This is a genomic window from Paenibacillus taihuensis (assembly GCF_003386535.1).
In the GTDB taxonomy this organism is placed as follows: domain Bacteria; phylum Bacillota; class Bacilli; order Paenibacillales; family Paenibacillaceae; genus Paenibacillus_Z; species Paenibacillus_Z taihuensis.
In genome coordinates this window covers 17370-37177 of the sequence record NZ_QTTN01000023.1, presented here as the reverse complement: position 1 = coordinate 37177, position 19808 = coordinate 17370, and the positions used below count along the sequence as shown (strand labels likewise).

Genomic DNA, 19808 nt, shown 5'->3' with positions numbered 1-19808 from the left:
ATCATTTTTTTATCTCAGGGTACGCGTCCTTCGGGACTTACCAAATATATAAATATGGTTACAGTGGAAAGGGAGAGAGATTCAACATGGTTAAAGGAAATTGGAAATTGGTTTTGCCAGCGGCGGCGATGCTCGTGCTGCCTCTATCCGCTTGTGCTTCAAACCCTGACAATGGCGGTAAAAACGCTAACCAGGCAACGAATGTCTCGACTTCCAATGCGGCGAACACAACTGCAAATTCGGCCAACACGACCAACTCCACAAGCACGAACACAGCTGCAACGACTGAACCAGCCAAAGAGCCGGTAAAAGTGGTATGGTGGCACTCCATGAGCGGCGAGCTTGGCACTGCTGCAGACAAGCTGGTAGCTGACTTCAATGCCTCGCACCCGGATATCCAGGTAGAAGGCGTATTCCAAGGCACTTATGATGAGAGCTTGAACAAGCTCAAAGCATCGATGGATTCGAAATCCGGCCCATCTTTGATTCAGGTGTATGAGATCGGTTCCAGATTCATGATTGACTCCGGTGCGGTTACGCCAGTTCAACAGTTCATCGACGCGGATAACTACGACGTGTCTTCGCTCGAACCGAACATCCGCAGCTACTATACGTTTGATGGCAAGCAATACTCCATGCCTTTTAACACATCCAATCCAATTCTTTACTATAACAAGGATCTGTTCACAAAAGCCGGCATTGACAAAGCGCCTACGACTTACCAAGAGGTAGCTGACGATGCGAAGAAACTGACGGGGGGCAATGTGACTGGCGGATCCTTCGCGATCTATGGTTGGTTCATGGAGCAATTGCTCGCGAACCAAGGTAAAGACCTCGTTAATAACGGTAACGGCCGCGACAGCTCCGCTACAGAATCGCTCGTAAACCAGGATGCAGCTGTAAATACGCTGAACTGGTGGAAGGGCATGGTGGATAACAAGTCCATTCTGAACCTTGGCCGTAAAACAGACGACACGAAAAAAGCATTCCTTGCTGGTCAAATCGGGATGACACTTGATTCGACAGCTTCCCTGCGCGGCATTGTTGACGGCGCAGCTGGCAAGTTCGAAGTAGGTACAGCTTTCCTGCCTAAGCCGGACGCTTCTTCCGAAGGCGGCGTTGTTGTAGGCGGCGCGAGCTTGTGGATTATGAACAACAAGTCGGACGAAGAGCAGAAGGCTGCTTGGGAATTCATCAAGTACCTGGCTGAGCCTGCAGTTCAAGCACAATGGCACATCAACACAGGCTACTTCCCAATTACGACTAAAGCGTATGATGAGCAAATCGTAAAAGATAACCTGGCGAAATATCCACAGTTCCAAACAGCTGTTGACCAGCTTCACGCTTCCAAGCCGAGCACAGCAAGCCAAGGCGCTGTTATGGGCGTATTCCCAGAAGCTCGCCAAACAGTAGAAGGCGCGATTGAAGAAGTGTTCACAGGCAAGAAGGATACGAAGGCTGCGCTTGACGATGCGGCGAAGCAAATTACAGAGAAAATTGATGTCTACAACAAGACGGTAAAGAAATAAGCCGGTTTTAGATTCACCTTGAATGGAATGATCTCGAGAAATAGGATCTCAACCTCCAGATTGTAGTGGAGTTTGAGGTCCTTTTCTCGCGGTTTTCCATGCGATGGGCACCATTTCAAAAGTATCGCAAACATCTGTGAACGCACCTGCACCTGCACCTCCCACCATGCACCTCGCACCCTGCACGCCGCACCTCCTAAGGAACCGTACAGCGCCTATTTGCCGAAATATCGTCTAGCTGACGCGCTAAGGAACTCCAGTAACGTTATTAGGTGTCTTATGACTGGAATACGCCTCAAAACGCGTAAATAGCGTGTGTGGAGTTCCTTAGAATTCCAAAACCGCCAATTCCGCCTGCTTAGTGTCGCTGGAGTTCCTTAGAGCTCGGCCGCACCTCGCACCATGCAACCCGTGCGCCTGGAATACGCCTCACTAATTTTTTTGTATTGAAATTAGAAGCAGTGCGAGCTATATTGGAGATAGATCAGTTTACTATATAGAAGTTGGTTTGATATATTAAACCAAACGAAGATGGATGAGGCGATTGTTGTGTCAGAGGAACGCAAATATTGGGTGCCTGCGTTAGAGAAGGCTGATAAAGTGCTGGCCGTTCTTGCCAAAGAGCCGGCCAAGCTGAAGCTGATCGATCTTTCGCGGCAGCTGGACATTAACAAGAGCTCCATGTTCTCGCTCCTGAACACGATGGAGACGCTCGGCTGGGTCAAACGCAGCGGGAGCGGGGGAGATACATACTCGCTCGGGCACGCTTTTGCCGAATTCGGTTCCTCGTATTTGAAGCAGTACGATCTGCATCAGTCGTTTCAAGAGGAAGCGGCCGGCACGCGGGATCGGCTGCAGGAGACGGTTCAACTTGCGAAGCGCGCGGGCGATCAGGTGCTCTACTTAGGGAAGCTCGAAGCGGTATCCCCGGTGCGGCTCCAATCAGAGCCAGGCATGAGACTGCCGGCGCACGCGACTGCTTTGGGCAAAGCGATGCTGGCCCAGCTAAGCGAGGAAGAGCTGCTTCGGCTGTATCCGCAGGAGCAGCTGGAGCAGTTGACGCCGCATACGATCGGCTCGCGAACGGAGTTGTTTAAGCAGCTGGAAACGATTCGTGCACACGGCTTTGCGCTGGACGATCAGGAATCGGTCATGGGCTTTCGCTGTGTAGCGGCTCCGATCCGTGCTGGCAGCGGGGAACAAGCCGCGGTCAGCTGTTCGATGCTGCTGCATCAATGGGCGGTCAAATCCGAACAAGCAAGGGCAGAAATGCAGGATTTAGCAAGACGGTTATCCGTTTAGCACGACTATTATGAATAGGGAGATGAGAGGCATGCGGTTGCAAAATAAAGTGATTCTCATTACAGGCTCAGGTTCAGGTATCGGTAAAGCGACAGCGCTGCTGTTCGCGAGCGAAGGGGCGAAGCTGGTCATAAACGATTTGAATGAGCAGCATGGCCAAGAGACGGTGCAACAGATTGAGGCGGCTGGCGGCGAAGCGATCTTCATTCGCGCCGACGTTACGAAACCGGATGAAGTATCCGCAATGGTGGATCAAATTATCGCTCATTACGGCGTTATCGACGTGCTCTTCAACAATGCCGGCATTAGCGGCGTAGGCGTGCTGCACGAAATCGAGCCGGAAGCTTGGGATCGCGTCATTAATGTAAACATTCGCGGCGTCTTCCTGCCGAGCAAGTATGTGATCCCGCACATGATGGAACGCCGCAGCGGCTCTATCATTAACATGTCCTCCTGTATCGCGGAGATCGGGCTCGCACGCCGTGCTTCTTATGCTGCAACGAAAGGCGCTGTACTCGCGCTGACGAAATCGATGCAGGTTGACTATGCGCCGTATGGCATTCGTGTGAATGCGCTTCTGCCAGGCACGATCATGACTCCATTTGTAGAAGATTATTTGAAAAAGTCTTACGATAATCCAGAGGAAGCGATCAAAGGTCTGAAGAAGCGCCAGCTGAGCGAAGAGCTTGGCTATCCGGAGGATGTAGCGAAAGCTGCCCTGTTCCTCGCTTCGGATGAATCCTCGTTCGTTATGGGTTCGCCGTTCTATGTAGACGGTGGCGTTGTATTCGGCAAGAACGCTTAACGCGAATATTTTCATAGCAGTTTACTATTATTTTGAGTGGAGGTTATCGAGCAATATGAAACTAGTTAGCATTTCGAAACAGGGCCGTAACGCGCTTGGCGTTGCAGCGGCAAACGGTATCATTATCGATATTGAAGAAGCGCTTCAGGCTGTGAAGGCGGAGCAAGAGGTACCAACGACAGTAACAGCAGTTATTGAAGGCGGAGATGCAGCACTCGCAGCGCTTCGCAGCTATGTTGATGCATTGCCAGTAGATGGCGGTGCTGCATATGTGCGGGGGGAGAGCGATATCGAATGGGGACCATGCGTTACCGAGCCGAACAAAATCATCTGCGTCGGCCTCAACTACCGCAAGCATGCGGAAGAAACGAATGCCCCGATTCCGGAATACCCGATTCTGTTCAATAAATTCAACAACACGCTGACAGGCAACTTGAAGGACATCGCCGTACCGAAAGTAACGGAGAAGCTGGACTATGAAGCGGAACTAGTTATCGTAATCGGCAAGAAGACGAAGTATGTAGCCAAAGAAGATGCGCTCAGCCATGTATTCGGTTATTGTGCAGTCAATGACCTGTCGGCTCGCGACCTGCAGCTTCGCACGCATCAGTGGCTGCTTGGCAAGACCTGCGACGATTTCAGTCCGCTTGGACCATACCTCGTAACGGCTGATGAAGTCGGCAATCCGAACGACCTGTGGATCAAATCGACTGTAAACGGCGAAGTGCGCCAATCGTCGAACACATCGGATATGATTTTCCACTGTGATGAGATTGTCAGCTACGTTTCGCAGCATATGACGCTTGTGCCTGGCGACATTATCCTCACAGGAACACCTGAAGGCGTCGTGCTCGGCTTGCCGCCGGAGCAGCAAGTCTATCTGAAGCCTGGCGATGAAGTGACGATCGAGATTGAGAAGCTCGGCGCGCTTACGAACCGTTTTGTGGCAGATCAAGGATAGGATATTAGACACATCAAAAAGGAGTGCCGAGGCACTCCTTTTTACTAGACATCTAGTTCGGGATAACGGCAGCTGTGATCGGGTAGTGGTCGGACGGATAACGTCCATTGTAAAGGCTGCGGTCGATGACGCAAGAGACTAAGCGGGTATTCTGCGAAACATAGATATAATCAATCGGACTTCCCGTGTCGCCGCCTTGAAACGCATGATAAGTGCGGGATAACGGCTCGTCCAAGACGCTAAAAGCGGAGGTAAGACCGGCCTCGTTAATGAGTTCGATGACGCTGCTCTCCGGTTCACAGTTGAAGTCACCGGTCAGCATGGCTGGGAGCTGGATTCGAGCACTGTTCATTCTGGAGAGGATTAGCTGAATGCCCTTCTGCCTCGCTTCTTCGGAGACATGATCGAGATGGGTGTTATAGACGATCCATTCGCCGCCTTCCCGATTGCTGAATTTCGCCCATGTGCACATGCGAGGACATGCGGTATCCCAGCTCATATAGCCTAGCTGCTCCGGATGCTCGGATAAGCCGAAATGACCGCTTTCCTTGAGCGTAACGACATCGGATTTGTAAAATATCGCGCAGCATTCGTCTTCCGTACCGCTGCTCCGGCTTGCTCCAAGCGAGCGATACTCGGGCAGCAGCTCTTGCAGATCCCGGAGCATGGACGGCGTGCCTTCCTGCGTGCATACGATGTCGGCCTGCGCGTGTTTGATCGCTTCCGCTGCTTCTGCTATCCGGTTCGGCCAGGCATTGTCACCATCGTCCAGCACATGAACTCTCAAATTGAACGTCATAATATGAAGTTTAAGTCCCATATAAGCCGAGTCCTCCTGTAAATTAGAATAGATGGAAATCAAAGCGCTTACAGCATGTCCTTATTATAAACGAAGAACGTACGAATTCGATATCAAAAAGAGGTGCTACCTAACATGAGAATTGATGCGCATCAGCATTATTGGAAGCTTGAACGCGGCGATTACGGCTGGCTGACGCCTGAAGCGGGGCCGGCTCTTTATCGTGATTATGGACCTGAGAACTTGGAGCCGGAGCTTGAATGCGCTGGAGTGTCCCGCACCATTATTGTCCAGGCTGCGGCGACGCATGCGGAGACGGAATATATGCTGCAAATTGCGGAAGCGTCGGAATCGGTGGCTGGCGTCGTCGGCTGGCTTGATTTTGGCGATCCTAAGTGGCGTCAAGTGCTGGAGGCGTTCTCCGCGCATCCGAAGTTCGTCGGCATCCGCGTCATGATTCAAGAAATGACTTATGCGAGCGACGTTCTTCAGCCGCATATGGTGGAAGCGCTGCGCGAGCTGGCGGAGATTCAGCTGCCGGTCGATCTGCTGCTTGTGTCGCATCAGCTGGCCGCAGCAATCGAGCTGCTGAAGCAAGTGCCGGGCCTGCATGCCGTCATTGACCACATAGCAAAGCCGCGGATCGGCGAAGGTGTGATGGAGCCGTGGGCGAGCCAGATGAAGGAGATCGCGGAGTCGTTCCCAGGCGTCTATTGCAAGCTGTCCGGTATGATTACAGAAGCGAACCATACGGAATGGAATGCAGAGCAGTTCGCGCCGTATGTGCGGCATATCGTTGATATATTCGGTACGAAGCGCGTTATGTTCGGCAGCGATTGGCCGGTTTGCTTGCTCGCCGGCAGCTATGGCGATGTGTGCGATGTACTTGCTTCCTCGCTGCCGTCTTCGCTTGGTGCGGAGGAGCTGGAGGCTGTCTACGGCGGGAACGCCGCTGATTTCTATAAGTTAACCTAATCCTGGGAGGATGGCAGTGCGATGAGAACGATTATATGTGAGCAGCCGGATCAATGGCTTGTAACAGAGACGGAGCCTCCCGCCGGTGAGTTAAAGGCTGGAGAGGCGATTATCCGAGTACGCCGCATCGGCATTTGCGGCACCGATCTTCACGCGTTCAAGGGCAATCAGCCGTTCTTTCAATACCCGCGGATTCTCGGGCATGAGCTGTCAGGCACGATTGAACGTATCGCGGTGCCGAATGAACAAGGGCTGCATGTAGGCGATCAGGTGGCGGTGATTCCGTATATCGCCTGCGGCGCCTGCATCGCCTGCCGCAGCGGGCGGACGAACTGCTGCACGAGCATGCAGGTGCTTGGCGTTCACGTGGATGGAGGCATGCGCGAGCTGCTCGCGGTACCGACGAAGCTGTTGCTGTCCGTGAACGATTTGACTCTCGAGCAAGCCGCGACGGTGGAGCCGCTGGCGATCGGCGCTCATGCGGTGCGTCGCTCGGGTCTGCAAGCGGGCGAGACGGCGCTTGTTATCGGCGGCGGCCCGATCGGGCTTGGCGTGATGCGGATCGCCAAAGCGCTGGGGGCGACGGTCATCGCAATGGACGTGAACGAAGACCGGCTGCAATTTTGCCGCTCATGGGCAGGAGCCGATCATACGGTGAACGCGCTGGGCGATAATCCGCTCGAGGAGCTTGCAGCATTGACCGGCGGCGAGCTTGCGCCGGTCGTCTTCGATGCGACTGGCAACGCGAAGTCGATGATGAATGCGTTCAATTATTCCGCGCATGGCGGCAGGCTTGTGTATGTTGGTCTTGTTCGCGCGGATATCACGTTCAATGACCCGGAGTTCCATAAGCGAGAGCTTACGCTGCTGGCCAGCCGCAACGCGCTGCCGGAAGACTTCGACACCGTGCTTTCGTTGATGCGGAGCGGGGCGATCGACGTCGATGGGTACATTACGCACCGGGCGGCGTTTGATGAGATGACGGATCATTTTCCGAGCTGGCTCGATCCTAGAACGGGCGTTATTAAAGCGATGGTGGAGCTTTAATTAATAGAGGAGATGGCGCGTCACGGCAATTCCCATAATGGCATGGAATGCGACAATCATGTCCTACATGTAACTACGTTTCATTCGGTAAGCTTGTTCTCGAGTCGCATAGCATAGCCGCTCGCTCGCAATTCTAACGGCTATCACTGCGTCTAGATCGCTCCAAATGCCGATATTAAATTTCTAACGGTTGCTGGGAACGATGAGCTCCTCGCGGGGGCGGGCATCCGCAGGGCACTTCCGGCAAGCCCAATGTACACACGATGTACTTTGGGCTTTTAATTTTGTGTTGAATCGGATTTCATTCCGATGCTCAGTCCACTCCAACTGAAGGATACCTCAGCCTAGCGCCTCGAATGAGGTATTCGATCTCTCAGCTTCAAAAATCGCCTTACTCGGGCTGTTTCCTCCGCTGAGAGTGCCAAATCAGCACTCTCAGCGATAGAGTACCGGCTTTTTGCGTGTGAGAGAGCAAATACGCTCTCTCACACGCAAAAATCGCCATAGATGGGCTGTTTCCTCCGCTGAGAGTGCCAAATCAGCACTCTCAGCGATAGAGTCGCGGCTTATTGCGTGTGAGAGAGCAAATACGCTCTCTCAGCTTCAAAAATCGCCCTACTCGGGCTGTTTCCTCCGCTGAGAGTGCCAAATCAGCACTCTCAGCGATAGTGTCGCGGCTTTTTGCGTGTGAGAGAGCAAATCCGCTCTCTCAGCTTCAAAAATCGCCTTACTCGGGCAGTTTCCTCCGCTGAGAGTGCCAAATCAGCACTCTCAGCGATAGTGTCGCGGCTTTTTGCGTGTGAGAAAGCAAATACGCTCTCTCAGCTTCAAAAATCGCCCTACTCGGACTGTTTCCTCCGCTGAGAGTGCCAAATCAGCACTCTCAGCGATAGTGTCGCGGCTTTTTGCGTGTGAGAGAGCAAATCCGCTCTCTCAGCTTCAAAAATCGCCTTACTCGGGCAGTTTCCTCCGCTGAGAGTGCCAAATCAGCACTCTCAGCGATAGAGTCGCGTCTTTTTGCGTGAGAGAGAGCAAATACGCTCTTTCTTAGCGCGAATACATATGAGCTGCGCCTAGTACGGGCGGTGTCGGAATAGCTCCCGCCTAAATCAGTCCCGAGACCGTTGACTTTGTACATCCGATTTCGTATAGTCGAAATGGACTATGCGATGTTACTACGTTTCGAAGGAGTTTATGAAAGATGATTAAACGGAAAGTGAACAACATGCTGGCACTGGCTGTCTTGTCATTGCTCCATGAGAAACCGATGCATCCGTATGAGATTTCCGCAACGATGAAGCAGCGCGGCATTCCGGATGTGATTAAGCTGAACAACGGCTCGCTCTATTCCACTGTGGAATCGCTGCTTAAGCAGAAGTGGATTGTGCCGCTGCAGACGGAGCGGGAGGGGAAGCATCCTGAGCGTACGATCTATTCGCCGACGGATGCTGGCCGTGAAGGCTTCCATGAGTGGCTCAGAGAGCTGATCTACTCCCCAGTGAAGGAGTATCCGCATTTCCCTGCAGCGCTGTCGCTCATCGGTCACATTGCGCCGCAGGAGACGATCCAGCTGTTCCACCAGCGTATCGGCTACATTCAGAAAGATATCGTGGAGCGGCGTGCCGGTATCGAGCTCGTGCTGGCCAAGGGGCTTGCGCGTATCTTCATTGCGGAGTCGCAATTCATCGTGCATCAGCTGGAATCCGAGCTGAACTGGCTGCAGTCTTTTGTCCGCGATATTAAGGATGGGAGCATGACGGAGCTTCAGGACGGGGAGCAGGTATGGAAGTACTCGGTTCCGGTGTTCGAGGATGAGCTCTGACGAAGACGTAAAACAAACAACAAACAATTGGAGGGGAACTACACACAATGATGGCGCAGCGAAATAATGTAGGGATTGTAGTCGCTGGTTTGCTGCTAGGTATTCTAATGGCATCCATGGACAATACGATCGTCGCGACAGCGATGGGAACGATCGTCCACGATCTCGGCGGGATGGATAAATTCGTATGGGTTACATCCGCCTACATGGTAGCGGAGATGGCAGGGATGCCGATCTTCGGCAAGCTGTCCGATATGTACGGACGCAAACGGTTTTTTATATTCGGTATTTTGGTATTCATGCTCGGTTCCATTCTTTGCGGAACGGCGCATTCCATTGTAGAGCTTAGCATTTACCGTGCGATTCAAGGGATCGGCGGCGGCGCGCTCGTGCCGATTGCGTTCACGATTATGTTCGACGCCGTGCCGCTTGAGAGCCGCGGCAAGCTTGGCGGCTTGTTCGGAGCCGTGTTCGGCATGTCGAGTATTTTTGGCCCGCTGCTTGGTGCGTACATTACGGACTATATCAAGTGGGAATGGATTTTCTACATTAACCTGCCGCTTGGTCTGATCGCATTCATTATGATCGCTTTCTTTTATAAAGAGTCGGTGGAGCACTCCAAGCAGAAGATCGACTACGGCGGCGCCTTTACACTCGTAGCCGGCATTATCTGCCTCATGTTTGCGCTTGAGCTTGGCGGCAAAACCTATGCATGGGATTCCGCACAAATTATCGGTCTGTTCGCAGGCTTTGCCGTGATGCTCATTTCGTTCATATTCATCGAGCGCCGAGTGGCTGAACCGATTATCAGCTTCGGCATGTTCCGCAAACGGTTGTACTGGACCAGCAACGCGATGGCCATGTTCAGCGGCGCGGCGTTTATTACAGCGTCTGTTTACATTCCGATCTTCATTCAAGGTGTACTTGGCGGTAAAGCAACGAACGCAGGTCTCGTCCTGCTGCCGATGATGCTTGCATCTGTCGTGACGGCATCGGGCGGCGGTTTCTTGATGACGAAACTATCGTTCCGCTCGCTGATGATGCCGACGCTCGCGATTCTTGTGGTCGGCAATATCTTGCTGACGACGCTCGGTGTCGATTCCACCCGGTTCACGGTAACGATCTTCATGATTCTAGTCGGTCTTGGCATCGGCGCTTCTTTCTCGGTACTTAGCAATGCTGCGATCTACTCCTTCTCGCCTAGAGAACGCGGCGCTGCGAGCGCGACTCTGAACTTCCTCCGCTCGCTTGGCATGACAATCGGCATCACGGTCTTCGGGATTATTCAGAGCCATGTCATGACTGGTAAGCTCAAAGATGCGTTCGCAGGCTCCGAGGGCGGCGGTCAATTGCCGGCCAATCTGGACCTGAGCGATCCGCGCGCCATTCTGACGCCGGAAACTCGCAAGCTTATTCCAACGGAAGTGCTCGATAAGATCGTTTCGGCGCTGTCCTCCTCCATCACCTACACCTTCCTGTGGGCGATTATCCCCTCTGTACTCGCATTGCTGTTTGCGTTCTTCATGGGACGCGAGAAGCTCGATGCCATTGCAGAGAGCAGCGAATACGGTCCTTCGCACTAAACGAATACGAATGTTAAGAAGCCAGTCGTTCCAAGCAGCATTGCTTGGGCGGCAGGCTTCTTTATTGTTGCTATTGGTTAGGAGTTCAGCAAGAGGGCCAGCATCACGACATCGAGAAACTTGTGCGTCACCTCATGCATGAGATATTGCTTCAGCACGCCCTCCTCATGAAAGCCGAGCTTGTGCAGCACGCGCAGCGATGCTTTATTCTCCGGCAGCACCTCCGCCTGTATGCGATTAAATCCGATGGATTGGCGGCTAAAGTCGAGCACGCCTTCCAATGCCTCGGATGCAATGCCCCGGTTCCAATAGTCGGGGTGCAGGTCGTATCCGAGCGATAACGGAAATTGCGGTACTTCGTCGAAGGTCCCCCGTGTCGGCATCAGAATGACGGACCCGATCACTTTGTCCTCTTCGCGCTGAGAGATTCCCCACGCGAACAGTTTGCGTTCAACGTATGCTTCATTCCAGGATTCGATTAACGACGCTGTCGCTTCAATAGTAGGCGGCCCGGCCCAATCCTGATGCTGCATGACACGAGGGTCCGAGTAGAAGCTGAAGACGTCCGGAGCATCAGCTGCATGAATTTGTCTGAGCCGCAAACGTTTGGTTTGGATAAGCGGGAACGAACGAAACAACGAATTGATTACAGCCATGAATGAATCAACCTTCTATATAAAATGTGAATAGCTATATCGTACACCGCAAAGATTAAAACGAGATGAAAATGAGATGAAAATTGGCGGAATATGAGAGAAGACGCAGTTTTCTAACGTGACATGAGTCGAATCGGTTAGAATTTAGTCGCATGAACATCTCTTTGAATTGTCGAAATTTCGCGAATACATCGCTTTTAACAGGCTATGAAACGGTTTTCAGGCCATGCGGATATTATTTACAATACATCCACAATAGATTAACTCTTATTTTACAATACCGCAGAACTAGATTAACGACCTCTTAACAATAGGTAAATATAATCAATCTTGTACATAGTTGTTGGCGAAAGAAAATGTTGTCCATGTAAGAAAAAGAAACCATACCAGAAGGGTGAGTACGAGCCAAATGTCTATGAAAAAAACGCTTATGATTACTGCACTTGCAGCAGCGCTGAGCACTACAGCAACTGGGGTTGTATCGGCAGCAACAGCTACTGGGGTCACATCGGCAGCAGCAACACTGAACGTGATGGTTAACGACACAGCGGTTCAAGTTCGCACGATTCAAGCACAAGGCGCTGCATTCGTATCGCTTCGCGACTTGGGAACAGCGATCGGCGCATTGTTCGTTGTTAACGTGAAAGCTGGCGTAACAGGTTACGTTGCAGGTCATGCGGTTGAGCTTCACGCAGGTTCGAACGAAGCGATCGTTGATGGCGAAGCAGTAACTTTGGAGCAAGCAGTGCAAAGCGTAGGCGGAAGTTACTATATCGCTCCTGAAGATTTCCTGACTGTATTCGGTGTGGACGGTAATGTTGACGATGAAGGCGCACTGTCGGTTGACTCTGTACAGAAAGTACACGCTGACGCAGCTAGCTGGCTCGACGCAGGTCACCTGCTCGCTTCCGAACTGACAGAAACAGGCCGTAACGATTATATCGTAGACGCAAAAACAGGTGCATTCAAACTGGTTCTTGCTTCGGAATCTGCTTCCGAATTGACAGTTTCCCCGAACGGTGCGCTTGCAGCTTACACGAACGAAGATGGCGTCGTAAGCGTAATCGACCTGAAGAGCAGCAACTTCGCTTCGAGAACAGTTTCGACTGACAACTCGATCAAGCCTGAGCTCGTATGGGCAGCGGATAGCAGCGCAATCTACTTCCTGCAAGGCGACAAAGGAACTGTAATCGCGAAGATGAACGTAGCTGATGGCACAATCTCCACCGTATTAAACGACAAGGTTGACTACAAGTCCAGCCTGAGCGTTTCCAAAGACGGCACGAAGTTCTTCTATGTTGTAACTAAGCCAGGTACTGTAACTGCTGATGCTACTAAGCCAGTTGACGCTGACGATGTAGCAATCGACACAACAGGTACTGAACCGCAAGTATTCAGCTTCGACGCTTCCGTGAAAGACGGCAAGCCGGTTCAAGTGACTTCGCAAACAGATGACAAAGTATTCGTTGGTACTACAACTGACGGTTCGAAAGGCGTATACGTTAGCGTTGTTGACGGCAAGCCATCGACACTGGTTGCTGTAAAGGCTGACAAAACTTCGACAACATTGATCGGCGACAAGGACGTTCTTGCAGCTACAATCGTTGAAGATACTGTATATGCACTCGTTATCAACTCCGACGACACAACTTCCCTGATCAAAGTGGATGTTGCCAGCGGCAAAACAGAAGAACTCGGCAAGTCCGATGCAGACGTAAGCGAAGTAATCGCAGCTCCAGGCACACCGGTTGCAGTTTATGCTGACGGCGCGGTTCAAGTTGTAAACGGCACTACACTGAAAAAAGTTACGAAGTAATTCACTACATTGTTTAAAAATTGAGAGGAGTCTTACATTCAATGAAAACAAAATGGTTTAAAGGCGTTGCGTTCGCTGCAATCGCATTGACAGTCGCATTCGGTTCGATTTCTTCTGCTAGCGCAGCAAGCAAATTGAGCGGTCGTATCGTAGTTAACGGTTCTTCGGCACTTCTTCCACTGACGCTTCAAGCGAAGAACGAATTCCAAAAGCTGAATCCGAAAGTAAGAATCTCGGCATCGGCAGCTGGTTCCGTAACTGGTCCACAATCCGTTCGTAAAGGTATCGCTGATATCGGCGCATGTGACTGGGATGCATCCCTTGACGTGCCAGGCTTCAAAGCATTCACTGGCCTCGTAGCTAACAAAGTAGCAGTTACGCCTTTCGCAGCAATCACGAACAGCAACGTAGGCGTAAGCAGCCTGTCGACAGCTGACCTGCAAGGTATCTTCTCCGGTAAAATCACGAACTGGAAAGAAGTTGGCGGTAAAGACGCTGATATCATCGTTATCAATCGTGCATTCGGTTCCGGTACACGCGTTAACTTCCAAGTTAAAGCACTGAACGGTACTGACTACATGACGAAAGGCGCTAACTACAAAGAAGTTAAGTCCAGCGGCGACATGAAGACAGCAATCGAAACAACTCCAAACGCTATCGGTTACATCGACCTTGTATATGTAACTAGCAAAATGACTGCACTTAAAATCAACAATGTTGCTCCAACAGAAGCTAACGTAATCAACGGTTCTTACAAAGTATGGGGCTACGGTTACTACATGACTAAAGGCCAACCTACTGGCGCTGTAAAAGCATTCATCGAGTACATCCAAAGCACGAAGTTCCAAAACGGCTCTCTGAAAAAGCTTAAGTTTATCCCGCTTTCCGCTATGAAGAAGTAATAGAGGGAACGAATGAGCCAGCTTCTGCAGTTGACACTCGGAAGCTGGCTTTTCTTCACACTTTAGAATTCAAATGCTTCGCTCATATGAATTTCTATAGTGTCTCCGCGAAACGTACACTGTTGCCACCAGTGGTCGGCGACAGCCGTTTACGCTTGGAAAATTCGAAAGGAGTTAAAGCGCCATGAGCATGATTGAAGTTCCCACGTCTGGCAAGGTATTGAATACGGATGAACTGGGAAGCAGTCTTAAAGCTTCATCAGGCAAGAAATTCGGCCGCAAGGCAAGGCTAACCTTCTATAATAAGACATTCAAAGTCATCTGCATCGTAAGTAGCCTATTTGTTTGTGTCATCCTTTTCTCCATCTTGTTCCTTATGGGCCGCACAGGGGTGCTTACCTTTGAAACGGTCTCAATTAAGGAGTTCTTCTTCAGTACGGATTGGGTACCAGAAAATGATCAATATGGTGCATTTATCTTTATTTTCGGTACGTTTGCACTCACATTATTGACGATGCTTATTTCCGTGCCGCTCTCCGTCGTAATCGCGGTTTTCTTGGCTGAGATGACGCCGAGTTGGCTGAAGACCATGCTTCGTCCGGTTCTTGACCTGCTTGTAGGTATTCCGTCAGTTGTTTATGGTTTCCTTGGCATGACGGTATTGATCCCTATGCTCCGTACGTTGACGGGCACGAATATGGGAGACGGCATTCTGGCCGCAGCGATCGTCCTCACGATCATGGTGCTTCCGACAATCAGCCGGATTATTGACGATTCCATCGTCGCTGTTCCGAAGAAGTTCCGCGATGCATCGTATGCGCTAGGCTCCACCCGGTTCCAAACGATTACTCGAGTTGTAATTCCTGCTGCAAAGAGCGGCATTATGTATGCAGTTATTCTTGGCATGGCCCGTGCGATCGGTGAAACCATGGCCGTCGTAATGGTTATTGGTAACACGCCTCAGCTGGCGAATGCACTGTTCAAACCAACGTCCGTTTTGACAAGTAACATCGTAATGCAAATCGCGAATGTCCCGTTTGATTCCACTTGGAACTACGCGCTATATATGATGGGCTTTATTTTGCTCGTAATTTCTCTGATTATGATTGTGGTTGTTCGTATGATTCAAGGTAAAGGAGTGAAACTATGAGTTCGGACACAACTAAATCCACTGCTTTACCGTCGAGCCCGTTCTCTTCGCGCCGAGGCTTGAGCCATTTCAACAACCGCCTATTCACTGGTGTCGTTTGGATCATTGGTGTATGCACGGTCGTCTTTATCTGCAGCCTCTTGTTCCTGATTCTCCAGAAGGGGCTTCCTAAGCTTGACTTTGGCTTCCTCGTCGGACTTCCTAGTGAGATTGATGAAGGCGGCGGCGTCGGTCCAGTCCTATTCAACTCGTTCTATGTGCTGTTCATCTCGCTATTGATCTCTATTCCGCTTGGTATGGCTGCGGGGATTTACTTGGCAGAATTCGCGCCTGCGAACAAATTCATCGCATTTATCCGTATTTGCGTAGAGGGACTCGCATCGGTTCCTTCGATTATTTTCGGTTTGTTCGGTATTGCGCTATTCGTTGAGCAGCTTGATATCGGTCTGACCATTATCGGTGGTGCGGTCAGCTTGGCGTTCTTGAATTTGCCTGTATTGACGCGTGTAACGGAAGAAGCGATCCGTGCGGTTCCGCAGGAGATGAAGCAGGCTTCCTTCGGGCTTGGTGCAACGCATCTGCAGACGATCCGCCGCGTCATGATTCCGGTTGCGCTAAACATGATTATTACAGGGATCTGTTTGACTGCAGGTCGTGCGTTCGGTGAGAGCGCCGTCATTATTCTGACAGCTGGCGTATCGTCGTCCGGCGTGATGTGGGATTTCAATCCGCTGTCTCCTGGTGCAACGCTTGCGGTTCACTTGTGGTACGTACAGTCGGAAGCGATCGTTCCGGATGCGAAGCTTATTGCTGAGAAAGCGGCAGCCGTGCTCGTGTTCGTCGTTCTTCTGATCAATATTGTGTTCCGTGTTCCGCTTTGGCTGAATGCGCGCAGAACGCGCTAAACTATGAATGGCATTGCAGATCAGATCTGTAATGCCATTTTTTTGCGGTTTATATGCGAAAAAGGTCGGATTTTGACATTCGCTTAACATAACGCGATATTACCGATAATGCTTTGTACCTATAGTTAATAGATAGATACATAGCCCTGGGAGGGAGAGAAGTCATGTCAATCTCATTGCTAGAAAGAGAAGCTGAGCTAGAAATCGCTCAGGAGTTGACTCCAACTGCAACTGAAGCTCCGACTGCAACGACAACCTACGAAGAGACAACTGCGATTAACAACATAGAACAGACAGAAGCGATGTCAGCAGTCACTGAAATTGGTTACGAAATGTTGATTCCCTTCATCCGGCGCGTGCCGGTTGTCGGTATTGGCCACTCGTGCGAGGATGTTATTGAACAGTTCGCGGAAGCGCCAGATAACGAATGTGTCGTTGTCTGCAACGAAGCGCATAAACCGCTTGGACTTGTAATGAAGAACCGGCTGACGATTATTCAGACGCACCGCTTCGGGAGAGAAATTTATTACGGCAAGTCGATTGCGAAACTGATGGATAAGCACCCGCTTGTTGTTAACCAGCATATTTCACCTCAGTACCTGCTTGATCTGGCACTTGGCCGCGATGAAAAGACGCTGTACGACTGCGTAATTGTAGCCGAGGATGACCGTTATGTGGGAATTCTGACCATGTCGGATCTGCTGAAGCTGTCGCGGCTCATTCAACAGAAGACGGTACAGACGCAAGTGGCGACCATTCGCGGTGCAGAAGCGATGATTCACGAGATCGACCGCTCTGTCGTGCAGGTGCATGAAGCTTCCCAGCATGGCGAATCGATGTCGCAGACGATGCTGGATTTGACTCTGAAAGGGAAGAACGAGCTGGACAAGGTATCGGTCGCATTCCACAACCTGTCGGCGCGTACGAATGTGCAGGAAGCTCAAATTAGCGAGCTGCAGGACCGGGCAGGAGCAATCGGCAAAGTATCGAAGCTGATTCGCGAACTGGCGAACCAGTGCAACCTGCTTGCGGTGAACGCGACAATCGAGGCAGCGCGCGCAGGCGAGCATGGCCGCGGCTTCGCAGTCGTTGCGGACGAGGTACGCAAGCTTGCATCGCAGACGAAACAATCTGCTGACGATATTAACGGGCTAATCGGCTCGATTCTCGAAGCCGTTAAGGAGACTGTCCATTTGGTAAGCGAGGGCAAGTCGGAGGCGGATTCGAGTCAATTGTACGTCAAGGAAGCATCTGATGTGTTCCAGCAGCTGTTCCATGCGGCAGCAGGCAACAGCAGCAGCGCAGGCGAGATCGGTAAGCTGGCGAACGACGCATACCAGCAATCGCAGCGCGTTACAGAGCAAATGAAGCAGTTGATGGAGGATATACAGGTTAGGTAGTAGTACGGATGCGACTCGCGATGCGAGTCGTATTTTTATGGAGAGAAGAGAATCACTCAGCAAGGCGACAGGCGACACAAGCTGATCTTCGGCTGCTGAGAGAACCTACCCAACGAGAAAGGGAAACCCGCTCTCGTTGGGTAGGTTCGCGTTAAACGCAGCCCGAGAGAGGGAAAAGCCTCTCTCCGAGCGGACAAAACCGGCGAACACCTAGTCGTGCACTGAGCTTCGAGAAAGCGTTGTGAGTTGGCTGGGAGGGTTAGGTAATAAGCCAAACAAGCTGATCTCCAGCAGCTGAGAGTGGCAATTTCCGACTGTCAGCGTTAGATTGCCGTAACACCAGGGCTGAGAGTCGGAAAAACCGACTCTCAAGCGAGCTTACGCTGATGAGAGCAGTCGAAACGATGCTGAGAGTGGCAATTTCCGACTCTCAGCGATAGATTGCCGTAACACCAGGGCTGAGAGTCGGAAAACCCGACTCTCAACCAGCCTTCCACTCAGCCGATCTCCCGCGATTACGCTGCATAACGTGCTTCGTGAAATTTTAATATAGAATTTACAAATCAAACATATATTCATGACAATTGGAAGATAATCTAGCATAGATGCAATATGAAATGAAACGAACATTCTACCCAAATGAAAGGGGTTCATCATGCAAACTACAGCTGCGCAAACCTTAATTGATATCCGTAAATTGAACCTGTATTACGGCAACTTCCATGCGCTTAAGAGCGTAACGATGGACATTCCGGAGAAAGCGATCACGGCTTTCATCGGCCCATCCGGCTGCGGCAAGTCCACGCTTCTTCGTACGTTGAATCGGATGAACGATATGATTCCAGGCACGCGTATTGATGGCACGATAACAATCGGCGGTGCTGATATTTATTCGAAAGAGGTTGATGTCGAGACGCTTCGCAAGAAGGTCGGCATGGTGTTCCAACAGCCAAATCCTTTTCCGAAATCAATTTATGATAACGTCGCTTACGGACCGCGTCTGCATGGAACGCACAGCAAGAGCAAGCTCGACGAACTCGTTGAGACTTCCTTGCGTCAAGCAGCACTGTGGGATGAAGTGAAGGACCATCTGAAGCGTTCGGCCCTTAGCCTCTCCGGCGGTCAACAGCAACGTCTATGCATCGCGCGTGCGATCGCAGTTGGCCCGGACGTACTTCTGATGGACGAAGCAACTTCTGCGCTTGACCCGATCTCGACGCTTAAGATCGAGGAGCTTGCACAAGAGCTGAAGGATAAATATACGATCGTCATGGTAACGCATAACATGCACCAAGCTGCGCGGGTATCGAACCAAACCGTATTCTTCCTGAACGGTGAAGTTGTAGAGTTCTCCGATACAGAGAAGCTGTTCTCGAACCCGCGTGATCAACGAACGGAAGATTACATTAGCGGACGCTTCGGTTAATAGAGCGATATAAGCCGCAATTAGAGGGGGAAGCATTTTATCATGATGACAAAACGCAGAGAGCTCGATCACGGACTTGAAGAACTGAATGAACTCATTATTGATATGGGCCGCCGTGTTGAAACCGCGCTGAAGCAATCGATCGAGGCACTTGAGAAGGTCGATGCAGAATCAGCGACGCGCCTTATTAGAGAAGATAAAGAGCTGAACAAGATCGAGGAGAAAATTTCCGAGATCGGCTCACGCCTCATTGCGACGCAGCAGCCGGTTGCAAAGGATCTGAGAAGAATCCTTGTCGCATTCAAGATCGCGAGCGACCTTGAGCGTATGGGCGACCTTGCCGTTGACGTTGCGAAAGTGGTTATCCGTTTGGAAGGCCAAGCACTCATTAAGCCGCTGATCGACCTTCCGCGTATGGCTCAAATCGTACAAATGATGACGTACGAGTCGATTCAATCTTACGTTCAGGAGAACGTGAATATGGCGTACAAAATGGCGAAGGACGACGACCTTGTCGATGCGCTTTACGCTCAAATTATCCGCGAGCTTCTGACGATCATGATGGAAGATCCTAGAACGATCTCGCAGGCGAACCTGCTGAGCTTCGTGGGCCGCTACATCGAACGTTTCGCCGATCACGCAACGAATATTGGCGAATCGGTTGTTTACCTGGTGACAGGTTCGCGTCCCGACTTGAACGCATAATCGAATCAGAATACCTCTATTATTC

At 51.1% G+C, this 19808-nt stretch carries 17 protein-coding genes; 15 read left to right on the top strand and 2 right to left on the bottom strand.

Translation table 11 applies throughout. From position 1 onward, the window contains the following. Nucleotides 1-86 precede the first annotated feature (86 nt). From A8990_RS18590 to A8990_RS18570, 4 genes are all read left to right on the top strand, one after another. The gene (locus A8990_RS18590) at nt 87-1529 is read left to right on the top strand and encodes an ABC transporter substrate-binding protein (RefSeq protein ID WP_245996093.1); all 1443 of its coding nucleotides are present in this window, start codon (nt 87-89) and stop codon (nt 1527-1529) included. 549 nt (nt 1530-2078) lie between these two features. Further along, the gene (locus tag A8990_RS18580) at nt 2079-2831 is read left to right on the top strand and encodes an IclR family transcriptional regulator (protein WP_245996092.1); all 753 of its coding nucleotides are present in this window, start codon (nt 2079-2081) and stop codon (nt 2829-2831) included. Between the two features lie 31 nt (nt 2832-2862). Next, nucleotides 2863-3636 carry an SDR family NAD(P)-dependent oxidoreductase gene (locus tag A8990_RS18575; protein ID WP_116190539.1) on the top strand — a complete coding sequence of 258 codons (774 nt, stop codon included), beginning with the start codon at nt 2863-2865 and terminating at the stop codon, nt 3634-3636. Nucleotides 3637-3691: 55 nt separating this feature from the next. Next, nucleotides 3692-4597 carry a fumarylacetoacetate hydrolase family protein gene (locus A8990_RS18570; RefSeq protein ID WP_116190538.1) on the top strand — a complete coding sequence of 302 codons (906 nt, stop codon included), beginning with the start codon at nt 3692-3694 and terminating at the stop codon, nt 4595-4597. Between the two features lie 52 nt (nt 4598-4649). Here A8990_RS18570 and A8990_RS18565 read toward each other — a convergent pair whose 3' ends face one another. Continuing rightward, nucleotides 4650-5417 (bottom strand): endonuclease/exonuclease/phosphatase family protein, encoded by a 768-nt coding sequence (locus A8990_RS18565; RefSeq protein WP_116190537.1) that lies wholly within the window; start codon nt 5415-5417, stop codon nt 4650-4652. 114 nt (nt 5418-5531) lie between these two features. Here A8990_RS18565 and A8990_RS18560 point away from each other — a divergent pair, with 114 nt between their 5' ends. From A8990_RS18560 to A8990_RS18545, 4 genes are all read left to right on the top strand, one after another. Continuing rightward, nucleotides 5532-6371: an amidohydrolase family protein gene (locus A8990_RS18560; RefSeq protein WP_116190536.1), complete on the top strand. Its 840-nt coding sequence runs from the start codon at nt 5532-5534 to the stop codon at nt 6369-6371. Between the two features lie 21 nt (nt 6372-6392). Next, nucleotides 6393-7418 (top strand): zinc-binding alcohol dehydrogenase family protein, encoded by a 1026-nt coding sequence (locus A8990_RS18555; protein WP_116190535.1) that lies wholly within the window; start codon nt 6393-6395, stop codon nt 7416-7418. Between the two features lie 1201 nt (nt 7419-8619). Continuing rightward, a complete protein-coding gene (locus tag A8990_RS18550; RefSeq protein ID WP_116190534.1) occupies nt 8620-9240 on the top strand; it encodes a PadR family transcriptional regulator in 621 nt (206 codons plus the stop codon). A 47-nt stretch (nt 9241-9287) separates the two neighbouring features. Beyond that, nucleotides 9288-10823 carry an MDR family MFS transporter gene (locus A8990_RS18545; RefSeq protein ID WP_181909660.1) on the top strand — a complete coding sequence of 512 codons (1536 nt, stop codon included), beginning with the start codon at nt 9288-9290 and terminating at the stop codon, nt 10821-10823. A gap of 77 nt (nt 10824-10900) precedes the next feature. Here A8990_RS18545 and A8990_RS18540 read toward each other — a convergent pair whose 3' ends face one another. Beyond that, on the bottom strand, nt 10901-11479 hold the full coding sequence (locus A8990_RS18540) for a GNAT family N-acetyltransferase (RefSeq protein ID WP_116190533.1): 579 nt from the start codon (nt 11477-11479) through the stop codon (nt 10901-10903). Nucleotides 11480-11888: 409 nt separating this feature from the next. On the opposite strand from A8990_RS18540, the gene A8990_RS18535 reads away from it, so the two are divergent. The 7 genes from A8990_RS18535 to phoU all read left to right on the top strand — a co-directional run bounded on the left by A8990_RS18535 (nt 11889) and on the right by phoU (nt 19783). Next, nucleotides 11889-13295: a stalk domain-containing protein gene (locus tag A8990_RS18535; RefSeq protein WP_116190532.1), complete on the top strand. Its 1407-nt coding sequence runs from the start codon at nt 11889-11891 to the stop codon at nt 13293-13295. Between the two features lie 41 nt (nt 13296-13336). Then, nucleotides 13337-14197, top strand: coding sequence for a phosphate ABC transporter substrate-binding protein (locus A8990_RS18530; protein ID WP_116190531.1), 861 nt, complete (start codon nt 13337-13339; stop codon nt 14195-14197). 190 nt (nt 14198-14387) lie between these two features. Next, a complete protein-coding gene (gene pstC, locus A8990_RS18525) occupies nt 14388-15347 on the top strand; it encodes a phosphate ABC transporter permease subunit PstC (RefSeq protein WP_116190601.1) in 960 nt (319 codons plus the stop codon). Then, complete coding sequence (gene pstA, locus A8990_RS18520) at nt 15344-16252, top strand: phosphate ABC transporter permease PstA (protein WP_116190530.1); 909 nt, start codon at nt 15344-15346, stop codon at nt 16250-16252. Before pstC ends, pstA begins: the two co-directional genes overlap by 4 nt. Nucleotides 16253-16416: 164 nt before the next feature. Then, the gene (locus A8990_RS31610) at nt 16417-17652 is read left to right on the top strand and encodes a methyl-accepting chemotaxis protein (RefSeq protein ID WP_116190529.1); all 1236 of its coding nucleotides are present in this window, start codon (nt 16417-16419) and stop codon (nt 17650-17652) included. Nucleotides 17653-18307: 655 nt separating this feature from the next. Then, nucleotides 18308-19078, top strand: a complete 771-nt coding sequence (gene pstB / locus A8990_RS18510) for a phosphate ABC transporter ATP-binding protein PstB (protein ID WP_181909659.1) — start codon at nt 18308-18310, stop codon at nt 19076-19078. A gap of 45 nt (nt 19079-19123) precedes the next feature. Beyond that, nucleotides 19124-19783 (top strand): phosphate signaling complex protein PhoU, encoded by a 660-nt coding sequence (phoU, locus tag A8990_RS18505; protein ID WP_116190600.1) that lies wholly within the window; start codon nt 19124-19126, stop codon nt 19781-19783. The last annotated feature ends 25 nt before the right edge of the window (nt 19784-19808 follow it).